This is a genomic window from Staphylococcus sp. GW823-FHT05F06, assembly GCF_058795495.1.
The window spans coordinates 320,322-331,867 of the sequence record NZ_JBXAHW010000001.1 but is presented as its reverse complement, the minus strand read 5'-3'; the positions used below and the strand labels follow the sequence as shown (position 1 = coordinate 331,867).

10 protein-coding genes are annotated in these 11,546 nt (G+C 32.0%); 7 read left to right on the top strand and 3 right to left on the bottom strand.

The features are described 5' to 3' along the window. Window positions 1-173: 173 nt before the first annotated feature. Together AC1Q7N_RS01530 and AC1Q7N_RS01525 are read right to left on the bottom strand one after the other, a co-directional pair. A complete protein-coding gene (locus tag AC1Q7N_RS01530) occupies window positions 174-329 on the bottom strand; it encodes a DUF2197 domain-containing protein (RefSeq protein WP_002439348.1) in 156 nt (51 codons plus the stop codon). 1 nt (window position 330) lies between these two features. Next, window positions 331-813, bottom strand: coding sequence for a hypothetical protein (locus AC1Q7N_RS01525; protein WP_002456607.1), 483 nt, complete (start codon window positions 811-813; stop codon window positions 331-333). A gap of 144 nt (window positions 814-957) precedes the next feature. On the opposite strand from AC1Q7N_RS01525, the gene AC1Q7N_RS01520 reads away from it, so the two are divergent. The 3 genes from AC1Q7N_RS01520 to AC1Q7N_RS01510 all read left to right on the top strand — a co-directional run bounded on the left by AC1Q7N_RS01520 (window position 958) and on the right by AC1Q7N_RS01510 (window position 6,703). Next, window positions 958-1,233: an Fpa/YlaN family protein gene (locus AC1Q7N_RS01520; RefSeq protein ID WP_001830079.1), complete on the top strand. Its 276-nt coding sequence runs from the start codon at window positions 958-960 to the stop codon at window positions 1,231-1,233. A gap of 401 nt (window positions 1,234-1,634) precedes the next feature. Continuing rightward, complete coding sequence (ftsW, locus tag AC1Q7N_RS01515; protein WP_001830097.1) at window positions 1,635-2,858, top strand: cell division peptidoglycan polymerase FtsW; 1,224 nt, start codon at window positions 1,635-1,637, stop codon at window positions 2,856-2,858. Window positions 2,859-3,259: 401 nt separating this feature from the next. Next, window positions 3,260-6,703, top strand: coding sequence for a pyruvate carboxylase (locus AC1Q7N_RS01510; protein ID WP_002469569.1), 3,444 nt, complete (start codon window positions 3,260-3,262; stop codon window positions 6,701-6,703). A 148-nt stretch (window positions 6,704-6,851) separates the two neighbouring features. Here the strand turns inward: AC1Q7N_RS01510 and AC1Q7N_RS01505 are convergent, their stop codons facing one another. Continuing rightward, window positions 6,852-7,760, bottom strand: a complete 909-nt coding sequence (locus AC1Q7N_RS01505) for a COX15/CtaA family protein (protein ID WP_001830131.1) — start codon at window positions 7,758-7,760, stop codon at window positions 6,852-6,854. 300 nt (window positions 7,761-8,060) lie between these two features. On the opposite strand from AC1Q7N_RS01505, the gene cyoE reads away from it, so the two are divergent. The 4 genes from cyoE to AC1Q7N_RS01485 all read left to right on the top strand — a co-directional run bounded on the left by cyoE (window position 8,061) and on the right by AC1Q7N_RS01485 (window position 11,408). Further along, window positions 8,061-8,972 carry a heme o synthase gene (gene cyoE / locus AC1Q7N_RS01500; RefSeq protein ID WP_002469568.1) on the top strand — a complete coding sequence of 304 codons (912 nt, stop codon included), beginning with the start codon at window positions 8,061-8,063 and terminating at the stop codon, window positions 8,970-8,972. Between the two features lie 25 nt (window positions 8,973-8,997). Beyond that, window positions 8,998-9,459, top strand: coding sequence for a DUF420 domain-containing protein (locus AC1Q7N_RS01495; RefSeq protein ID WP_001830117.1), 462 nt, complete (start codon window positions 8,998-9,000; stop codon window positions 9,457-9,459). A gap of 441 nt (window positions 9,460-9,900) precedes the next feature. Next, on the top strand, window positions 9,901-10,953 hold the full coding sequence (locus AC1Q7N_RS01490; protein ID WP_002456604.1) for a CAP-associated domain-containing protein: 1,053 nt from the start codon (window positions 9,901-9,903) through the stop codon (window positions 10,951-10,953). Between the two features lie 20 nt (window positions 10,954-10,973). Beyond that, window positions 10,974-11,408 carry a YlbF/YmcA family competence regulator gene (locus AC1Q7N_RS01485; RefSeq protein ID WP_049387557.1) on the top strand — a complete coding sequence of 145 codons (435 nt, stop codon included), beginning with the start codon at window positions 10,974-10,976 and terminating at the stop codon, window positions 11,406-11,408. Window positions 11,409-11,546: the final 138 nt, after the last annotated feature.

Here is an 11,546-nt window from a genome sequence, read left to right as displayed (position 1 = left end):
GCACTTAATATAAGAAAAGTAACAGCTCAACGAGCTGAAAATAATCAAAAAAATAATAAAAAAGACAATTTCTATATAATTTCAATAGAAATTGTCTTTTTTATTTATCTTGGAACTTTAAGTCCCACACTCTTTATTTATGTGAGATAGTTTGAAATTTCCAATATATCATTTTAATCTCGTTTGCTTTGTTTAGGTGTATCGAGTCTACTTTTACAATCATCGCACATGAAAGTGCGTATAGGATTATTTTTTAAGCGTTTAGCCTCGACTGTATGTTCATCAATAAAAACTTTAGTATCGCAAATAATACATTGAACCTTTCTCATATTAAATCACCTCTATATGTGTGACATACTTAAATTGATGAGAGTATCCTTCTTCAGGAATATATATGAAACTATCAACAGCATTATCACTATATAAACGTTTGCCATTACTAGAAAATTGAAAGAACAAATAAGGTAATAAGTCCATGGGTACATTGATGGAATAATCTTTATTAGAAAGTTTTATTGTGCTAGCATTTTCCATAGGTTCGGCGTTTTTGAAAAATGGTGTCATATTTATCACAAATGTTTCATCTAAAACCGATCGTTTTTTATATTTAATTTCAGAATCAAGCGTTGGTGGATTTGTTTGTCCTTCTAAAATAGCACGGTTCCATTCCTTGTTATCATCAAAGTTGATGGGTCTAGTACCATCAAATACCCCACGTTCTAAATCATCAATAGTAACTTTTCTATCGTCAAATATCCAAGTCGTACTATCCAATGAAATAGGGAAATTGACTGCTCCTTTTATTTGAATCATAAATGCCCACTCCCTAAATTTTTATCTTTCATTATTTTAACATAGAATCGCTTTCACTTAATTTAAATTCGCTTGCTTTTTAACATTCAGTAGGATAAACTTCTATTGTGAAGATATTAATTGAAACGATAGGGGGAATATGTCATGTCTAACCAATCGAAGTTAAATAGTGCGGCATATGACCAATTGAATAAAGATGCAGACAGAATATTACATCTAATTAAAGTTCAAATGGATAACTTAACTTTACCTTCTTGTCCACTTTATGAAGAGGTTTTAGATACTCAAATGTTTGGTTTACAAAAGGAAGTTGATTTCGCAGTTCAACTTGGATTAGTTGATAAAGAAGATGGTAAGCAATTAATGTTAAGACTTGAAAAAGAACTTTCTAAATTGCATGAAGCATTTACGAATGTTTAAATTTTTTATTTGTAATTAATTGTAAAAATAATGTATTCACTAAGTTGACGGTATGCATAATGTATTATGTTTAAAGAAAATATTGATAGATGATTAATTGTACGAGTCAATCATCGCATAAATGACTGAGTTGATATTAATTCTTATATCTTTCTCGGTCTTTTTTGTTGTAAGATTTAAAAGTGAAATTGATTTGAAAGAAGCCTAAAAACGCTCACTTCTTTCAAAAATTGTTAAAGTAAATTTAAATCATGGGTTTTAAAGGTAAATCTATTTGTTTATATTTGTTTAATAGATACGTTGAAGTATATAATAGATAAGAACGCTTTTTAGTAGCGATGTGTTTTATTAAGTCAACAAAGAGATAAATTTTAATCATTTAGTATTGGAAGATCTAGTATATGAAAAATTTTAAAAATATAATGCGATATATTGGAAAGACTTCTAAATTTATCGATTATCCATTGTTAATAACTTATGTTGTCCTCTGTTTGATTGGATTAGTAATGGTTTATAGCGCAAGCATGGTTGCAGCTACAAAAGGTACGTTAACCGGGGGAGTACCAGTTTCCGGAACATACTTCTACAATCGACAACTTTTATACGTTATCATGAGCTTTGTTATCGTATTTTTTATGGCTTTTATTATGAATGTTAAAGTATTAAAAAAGCCTAATGTTCAAAAAGGTATGATGATTGGTATTTTTATACTTTTACTACTAACATTAGTAATAGGAAAAAATATCAATGGTTCTAAAAGTTGGATTAACTTAGGGTTCATGAACTTACAAGCTTCGGAGTTATTGAAGATTTCAATAATTCTATACATACCATTTATGATTGAAAAGAAGATGCCTGCGGTGAGGCATAATATAAAATTAATATTAGGACCAATTTTGTTTGTTGTAACTTGTTTGATACTTGTTCTTTTTCAAAAAGATGTTGGTCAAACAATGCTGATTGTGATCATATTCTTCTCAATTATTTTTTACTCAGGTATCGGTGTGCAGAATATGTTAAAATGGGGCGCTTTGGTAGCTATTGGTTTTATCATCGTAGCTACATTTATGTTCATGTTAGATATGGTTCCAAGTTATTTGCAAGCACGTTTTAGTACGTTAACCAATCCATTTAGTCAAGAATCAGGCACAGGATATCATATTTCTAATTCTCTTTTGGCAATTGGCAATGGTGGGTTGTTCGGACGTGGTCTAGGAAATAGTATTATGAAGCTTGGTTATTTGCCAGAGCCACATACAGACTTTATATTTGCTATTATTTGTGAAGAGATGGGATTAATCGGTGGCTTAATCGTTTTAATTTTAGAGTACTTTATTGTATATCGCGCTTTCCAACTTGCTAATAAAACGCAATCGTATTTTTATAAATTAGTTTGCGTTGGGATAGCTAGTTATATCGGAAGCCAAACATTCGTAAATATCGGTGGTATTTCTGCTACAATTCCACTTACTGGTGTACCGTTACCATTTATTAGTTTTGGTGGTTCATCGATGATTAGTTTAAGTATAGCTATGGGATTACTACTTATTACAGCAAAACAGATAAAACAAGATGATAAACGACTGAAACAACGTAAGGTAGATATTAAACGTCGATATAATTAATTAAATAGTATATAAAATTTTAATATTAAGTTTAGACTATAGCCCAAGATGAATGTAAATTATTCCTCTTGGGCTTTTCATATCATAATGTTTGGTATAGTTAGTCACTACTCATTATCATAATTTAAGATTCTGTAAATATGCATACTTTAACTAGCGTCATTCGTATATAGATGATAATATTAAATTATTAACATTTATAAGTTTTCTTGTAATTGACTGACAACTTAACTTACACATAGTGTAGTCAGTTTGAACTAATTTATTTAATTAAATGTTACAAATTGATAAATGATATGATTCTTTCATGAATTACTATAGAATTATTCAAACATTTGAGATAAAATTTTATTATCTAATTATTTAGAAAATTCGTAACATTCTAAGGGGTGTCTTGGCTTTTGAAACAAATAAAGAAATTACTTGTTGCTAACCGTGGTGAAATCGCCATTAGAATTTTTAGAGCGGCAGCAGAATTAAATATCAGTACAGTAGCAATTTATTCTAATGAAGATAAAAGTTCGTTACATAGATATAAAGCAGATGAATCCTATCTAGTTGGAAGTGATTTAGGACCTGCTGAAAGTTATTTGAATATCGAACGTATCATCGAAGTAGCTCTTCGCGCAGGTGTCGATGCAATTCATCCTGGGTATGGTTTTTTAAGTGAAAATGAACAATTTGCACGCCGATGTGCTGAGGAAGGCATTAAATTTATAGGTCCGCATCTTGAACATCTAGACATGTTTGGAGATAAGGTTAAGGCTAGAACAACTGCTATTAACGCTAACTTACCTGTAATCCCGGGTACAGATGGTCCTATTGAAAGTTTTGAAGCTGCAGAACAGTTTGCTAATGAAGCAGGTTACCCACTTATGATTAAGGCCACAAGCGGTGGCGGTGGTAAAGGTATGCGAATCGTTCGTGAATCAAGCGAATTAGAAGACGCTTTCCATCGTGCGAAATCAGAAGCCGAAAAGTCATTTGGTAATAGCGAAGTTTATATCGAAAGATATATTGATAATCCAAAGCATATAGAGGTTCAAGTTATTGGTGATGAATTCGGGAATATCATTCATTTGTATGAAAGAGATTGCTCCGTACAACGACGTCATCAAAAGGTTGTTGAAGTTGCACCTTCAGTAGGTCTTTCTAACAAATTAAGAGAGCGAATTTGTGATGCCGCAATTCAACTGATGGAAAATATAAAATACGTCAACGCTGGAACAGTAGAATTTTTAGTTTCTGGGGATGAATTTTTCTTCATTGAGGTTAATCCACGTGTTCAAGTTGAGCATACAATTACTGAAATGATTACTGGTATAGACATTGTGAAAACGCAAATTTTAGTTGCTGATGGAGAATCGTTATTTGGAGATAAAATCTCTATGCCACAGCAAAATGAAATTCAAACATTAGGGTATGCGATACAATGTCGTATAACAACTGAAGATCCTACTAATGATTTTATGCCAGATTCTGGCACAATTATTGCATATCGATCAAGTGGCGGTTTTGGTGTGAGACTTGATGCAGGGGATGGATTCCAAGGTGCAGAAATTTCACCTTACTACGATTCACTATTAGTTAAGCTTTCTACACATGCCGTTTCATTTAAACAAGCTGAAGAGAAAATGGAACGTTCATTACGCGAAATGCGAATTCGTGGCGTAAAGACGAATATTCCATTTCTCATCAATGTTATGCGTAATGATAAATTTAGAAGTGGTGATTATACTACTAAATTTATTGAAGAAACACCTGAACTTTTCGATATTGCACCGACATTGGACAGAGGTACCAAGACTTTAGAGTATATTGGTAATGTGACGATAAACGGATTTCCTAATGTAGAAAAGCGTCCAAAACCAGAATATGAATCTACCAAAATCCCAAAAATTTCTCAAAAGAAAATCAATCAGTTATTTGGAACAAAACAAATTCTTGAGCAACATGGACCAACAGGTGTTACAAATTGGGTTAGAGAACAAGAAGATGTTTTAATTACCGATACTACATTTAGAGATGCACACCAATCTTTACTTGCAACACGTGTAAGAACAAAAGATATGATGAACATTGCATCTAAAACTGCTGAAGTTTTTAAAGATAGTTTTTCATTAGAAATGTGGGGTGGTGCAACATTTGATGTCGCCTATAATTTCTTGAAAGAGAATCCATGGGAACGTTTAGAAAGATTGCGCAAAGCCATTCCGAATGTGTTATTCCAAATGTTATTACGAGCTTCGAACGCAGTAGGTTATAAAAACTATCCTGATAATGTAATTAAGAAATTCGTTCATGAAAGTGCAAAAGCTGGTGTAGATGTTTTCCGTATATTCGACTCATTGAACTGGGTTGATCAAATGAAAGTAGCGAATGAAGCTGTTCAAGAAGCTGGAATGGTATCTGAGGGTACAATTTGCTATACAGGTGATATTTTAAATGCTGAACGTTCCAATATTTATACTTTAGATTATTACGTTAAAATGGCTAAAGAACTGGAAAGAGAAGGATTCCATATATTAGCAATTAAAGATATGGCTGGTTTATTGAAACCGAAAGCAGCTTACGAATTAATTGGTGAATTACGTGAGGCAACACATCTTCCAATTCATTTACATACACATGATACTAGTGGAAATGGATTGTTGACATATAAACAAGCAATTGATGCTGGCGTAGATATTATAGATACTGCTGTTGCATCTATGAGTGGTTTAACGAGTCAACCAAGTGCAAATTCATTATATTATGCACTAAATGGATTTCCACGTAATTTAAGAACTGATATTGATGGGTTAGAAGAGTTGAGTCATTACTGGTCTGTAGTCAGACCTTACTATGCAGACTTTGAGAGTGATATCAAATCACCAAATACAGAAATTTATCAACATGAAATGCCAGGTGGCCAATATTCAAACTTAAGTCAACAAGCTAAAAGTTTAGGATTGGGCGAACGTTTTGATGAAGTCAAAGAGATGTATCGTCGTGTCAACTTCCTGTTTGGAGATCTTGTAAAAGTAACACCATCTTCAAAGGTAGTTGGAGATATGGCACTATATATGGTGCAAAATGATCTTGATGAAGATACGGTCATCAATGATGGTTATAAATTAGATTTCCCAGAATCTGTTGTGTCATTCTTTAAAGGTGACATTGGACAACCTGTCAACGGATTCAACAAGAAATTGCAAGATGTTATTTTAAAAGGACAGCAACCAATTACTGAAAGACCAGGTGAATACTTGGAGCCGGTCGATTTTGAAGCAATCCGTCAAGAATTAAGCGACATACAACAAGACGAGGTAACAGAACAAGATATAATTAGTTATGTACTTTATCCGAAGGTATATAAACAATATATTCAAACGAAAGAGCAATTTGGTAATGTATCTTTACTGGATACACCGACATTCTTATTTGGCATGCGTAATGGTGAAACAGTTGAAATTGAAATTGATACTGGTAAACGTCTAATTATTAAATTAGAAACAATCAGTGAACCAGATGAGAATGGTAAACGTACAATTTATTACGCTATGAATGGTCAAGCAAGACGTATTTATATTCAAGATGAAAATGTTAAAACGAATGCTAATGTTAAACCTAAGGCGGATAAATCAAATCCAAATCATATTGGTGCTCAAATGCCTGGTTCTGTAACTGAAGTCAAAGTGTCTGTAGGCGATGAAGTTCAAGCTAATCAGCCATTATTAATCACTGAAGCAATGAAGATGGAAACGACGATTCAGGCACCATTTGATGGAATTATTAAACAAATCAATGTTGCTAATGGAGATGCCATTGCCACAGGAGATTTATTAGTGGAAATTGAAAAGTAATCATAATTAAAATGACCATCTAGATTGATATGATATTTAGATGGTCTATTTATACTTAAATATATTGAAACACGCCACTTATCTTACCATTATGGTATTTTGAGTGGCGTGTTTCTTTTTAATTGTTATAAATTTATAGAAAAATAAATTATTTTTGACTTCTCGTCGTTCTTAACATTAGTAAAATAAAATAAGCAATCATTCCGAATAAGTAAGTGATAAACAAAGCATGGAATAACGCAATAATTAAATTGACATTAGTTATGACTGATAAAGCACCTGTAATAACTTGAAGGATAACAAGTATAAATGATGCAGTATAACCATAACGTACAGTTCGATTATCTGAATAATTCTTAATAGCGTGTATAAATGTAATCATAATCCAGATAAAAGTGATGAGCGCCATACCTCTGTGCGAAAATTGTACCCAATCATGCGCATTATGAGGAACGATATCATCAAATGGAATAGGCCAAGCACCATAAGCAAGACTTGATTTAGTATGTCTAACTAAAGCACCTGTATAAATAGTTAAGTATACGATGATAGCCATTAACCAAGTTAAGATACGTAAAGGTTTGTGAATAAATAAAATGTCAGCTTCATATTTTTTGTCAATTGAGAAAATAATTAATGTCATTAAGAAAACAGAAGAGAAACTGATAAGTGAAATACCAAAATGTAGCGCTAATACATAAGGATTTTGTTGCCATATCACAGCAGCAGCACCTACAAGTGCTTGAACTAATAAAAAACCAACACTAATAATAGAGAGTGGTTTGATTTCTTTAATATATCCAATGTTTTTCCAAGCTGTAATTACAAGCCATAATACAACTATAAGTGAAATGGCTGATACTGCGCGATGACTCAGTTCTATAATTGTTTGTATTGGTAAATTTTCTGGAAGTAAAGCGCCATTACATAAAGGCCAAGACGAGCCACAACCATCTTCTGATCCCGTTTTAGTTACGAGGGCGCCACCTAATTGTACAAAGGTCATAATAATCGTAGCTAAAACACCTAACCATTTAAGGTTTTGCTTTCTAAACAATGATAAACACCCCATCATTAATTTAAAGTATTAAATTATAATATTACATAATTGAATAAAGTCATTGAAAGACTCGTTAATTGATACTTCATTAAATACGACACTTGAAAAAATGACTTTAAATTAATGTACATATTTTTACTTTTAACTTATTATATCAAGAATAACATTTTTAAGTGTGTCACAAAATTGACGATTTCTAATGTCGTAAAAGTGTCACAATTTAATTTTATAAAACCTAGTCTTTTTGTGTGATTTACTATATCATTATATTATATGAGAAATTTAAGGAGGGGAATTATGAACAAAGATCAAACTTTGTCACATACTACGGGCCGTGTATCCTTCAAAGAATTACAACAAATTATTAAAATGGGCCTTGTTCAAGGTAATTTAATACCTGCTTTTGCAGGCGCATGGCTTGCAATAGTAATGACAAACCATTCCTTCCTATCTTCCATTCCACAAATACTATTGATGCTAGTTGGCTCTACGCTTATTATGGGGGGCGCTTGTGCTTTAAATAATTATTATGATCAAGATATTGATCGCATTATGCCTAGTAAGCAAAGTAGACCAACAGTAAATGATAGAATATCTGATAGAAACTTATTAATGTTAAGTTTTGGGATGATGTTAATAGGTGAAGCATGTTTATTCTTATTAAATATACCTTCTGGTGTTTTAGGATTAATTGGTATTGTTGGATATGTATCTTACTATTCAATTTGGTCTAAGCGCCATACAACTTGGAATACTGTTGTTGGAAGTTTTCCTGGAGCTGTACCACCATTAATTGGTTGGGTAGCTATCGATGGATCATTAAGTTTAGCAGCAGTAGCACTCTTTTTAGTTGTCTTTTGTTGGCAACCTATCCATTTCTACGCTCTAGCAATTAAACGTAGTGATGAGTATGCGCTTGCAAATATTCCTATGTTACCATCAGTGAAAGGTTTCAAACGGACAAGAGTAAGCATGTTTATTTGGTTAGTGTTATTATTACCATTGCCATTCTTATTATCTAATTTAGGCGTAACTTTTGTTGTTATTGCTACACTACTTAATTTAGGATGGTTAGCTTTAGGTTTTACAACGTTCAGAAAAGAATCTAATCAAACTAAATGGGCAACGCAAATGTTCGTTTATTCATTGAACTACTTAGTAGTATTCTTTGCACTCGTTGTAGTTGTTTCATTAATCAAGATGATATAAATTAACTTAAGTAAGGATGAAACTTATGAACGTACCCATTTTACCAACGATAAGTACATCGTGTATTGTTATTAGTGCGATTTTAGTCGCTATTGGTTGGGCATTGATTTGGAAACGTCAAGTTCATAAGCATAAAAACATTATGCTATGGGCTGCCTTTTTCGCTTTAACATTCTTTATTATTTATGCAGCAAGAACTATTTTTATCGGTAATACAGCTTTCGGTGGACCAAGTTCTATTAAAGTTTATTACACTATTTTCTTAGTTTTCCATATCATTCTTGCAACAGTTGGTGGCGTTTTAGGCTTAATTCAAATCATTTTAGCCTTCAAAGATAAACTTCATATTCACAGAAAAATTGGGCCTTGGGCTTCAATAATTTGGTTCTTTACCGCAATTACTGGTGTTGCAGTTTATGTATTGTTATATGTATTGTATCCAGGTGGAGAAACAACATCATTGCTTAAAGCTACATTAGGTCTATAAATTTTCTTTATAAGAGCCTGAGACACAAATGGTTGTCTCAGGTATTTTTATGTACTGAACGTAGATAACTCAGTTGTCATGTTGTCATAAACTATACAATAAACATACTTTTTATTCCTAATCATTATCTACTATTTCTACAGTTACAAACGTATCAAATATGATTCAAATCCTATATAAATATTTTAAATAAATCGAAGCGAGATCTGTAATCATACTAAAGTCATTTTTTACTGACTCGATATATATCTATTTAATATTTAGCTTTTAATATGTTTAAAAATTCATTCATGTTCACTTTCGTATAAATAACGAATACAAAAGTATTTAAAATTTGTTTTATACGAATAATGATGGGAAATGTTTACACGTTTCACTTATGTTGAAAAAGGTTAGTACATTTTTGTACAATATATATAATTATTAAGAGGTGGGTGAAAGATGAAGAAGTTAATAATTAAAGTTATTGGTGTTATATTATTAGTGACATTTTTAATTTATCTCTTTTACTCACCACGTTTAAAGTTTGATGTTCTAGAGAATCCAAATAAAAATAGCAAAACGACTAAGACGGAGCAATTTAAACAGGTGAATAAGGATGCTGAGAACCCTAAACCTAAAGAAGGGATAGGGACTTGGATTGGAAAAGATATTAAAACACTAACGCATCATTATGGACAAGCTGATCGGTCTTATCCATATAAAAATGGGTTAAAAAATTATGTCTTTAAACAGAAAGATGAATATTATATTGTAAGTACTAATAAAGGAACAATCACATCAGTTTATGCCACAGGTAAAGGTGTGAAAGTGAGCCCACTTAAAATAGGTGAAAGTTCATCTCATATTTTTGAAGATACTAGTATTAATCCAGAACCAACTGTCAAAACGAAAGGTAAAACTTATAAATTTGAAATGTCTGATGAAGACTTAAAGACACAGACGTTAATTAAATATGGAGATGTTTATGCTCAAATATATTCTGATCAACAAACTAATAAAATTTTGGCAGTGAGATTTTTAGATGCAAATACATTGGCAACACTACAACCATATAAGTTAAATAGAGCAGAAGATGAGGGACAAATTAGTGAAAGTTCCGACGATAAAATTCCACATGAACAAAACCCTAATCAATTGATTACACTCTATGAAGTAACGAATAAAATGAGAGAAATGAAAAATTTAAAATCACTTAAAGTTAACAACGATATTGCTCGTATTGCTGCTATCAATCTGTATGAAGCAACGGATAAAGGATCAAACAGTGTGGAGTTTACTGAGAATGCTTTAACACAACAACTGGATGAACGCCATGTAAGTTATAAGTCAGCAAGTCAAAATGTAGGTTATGATTTTGACGATGTGCCTACACTTATTCATAGTTGGATTAATTCTGATATTCATCGCTCACGCTTGTTAAGTAATAAATATGATGAAATGGGTGGAGAAGTGATGAGTGATTATTATTCATTAATATTTGTAGAAAAGTAAAATAAATAAAGGATGATTCTGTGATTACTGAAGAAACATTAGACATTTTAGATGATATTGAGGATATCTCGGATATGATTGTACAATCTGATATTTATGTCTCATACCGACGAGCTAAAATGCAATTAGATGCTGATGATGAAGCAAGTCTACTTTATCAAGCTTTTCTAAAAGTGAAAGATAAGTATGATGATGTGATGAGATTTGGAAAATATCATCCCGATTACAAAGATATTATGTTAGAAACTCGAAAACGAAAACGTGCTTATGAAATGCTTCCAGTAGTAATGGAGTATAAAGCAAAGGAAGTGGCATTACAAAATTTAATTGACGAAGTGATGTCCAAAATCGCATTTGCTGTTTCTGAGCATGTAAAAATTGAAACAGGTAATCCTTTCTTCCAAACTGGACATGATGGATGTGCATTTGGTGGCACATGTAACTGTTCATTGTAATTAAAAGGCATGATCAAAGCATTAATTAATCAGTAATAACAAAGACTTATGTTTGTTTAATTAATGTTATACAGAAGGTAAATCTATGTAATCAAGAATTTGTTACTTTGAAGGAAGCGGTTGGTATCATTTAGAAGA

Coding starts and splice junctions, on each gene's coding strand:
- AC1Q7N_RS01530 (WP_002439348.1), bottom strand. CDS start 329: ATGAGAAAGGTTCAATGTATTATTTGCGATACTAAAGTTTTTATTGAT.
- AC1Q7N_RS01525 (WP_002456607.1), bottom strand. CDS start 813: ATGATTCAAATAAAAGGAGCAGTCAATTTCCCTATTTCATTGGATAGT.
- AC1Q7N_RS01520 (WP_001830079.1), top strand. CDS start 958: ATGTCTAACCAATCGAAGTTAAATAGTGCGGCATATGACCAATTGAAT.
- ftsW (WP_001830097.1), top strand. CDS start 1,635: ATGAAAAATTTTAAAAATATAATGCGATATATTGGAAAGACTTCTAAA.
- cyoE (WP_002469568.1), top strand. CDS start 8,061: ATGAACAAAGATCAAACTTTGTCACATACTACGGGCCGTGTATCCTTC.
- AC1Q7N_RS01495 (WP_001830117.1), top strand. CDS start 8,998: ATGAACGTACCCATTTTACCAACGATAAGTACATCGTGTATTGTTATT.
- AC1Q7N_RS01490 (WP_002456604.1), top strand. CDS start 9,901: ATGAAGAAGTTAATAATTAAAGTTATTGGTGTTATATTATTAGTGACA.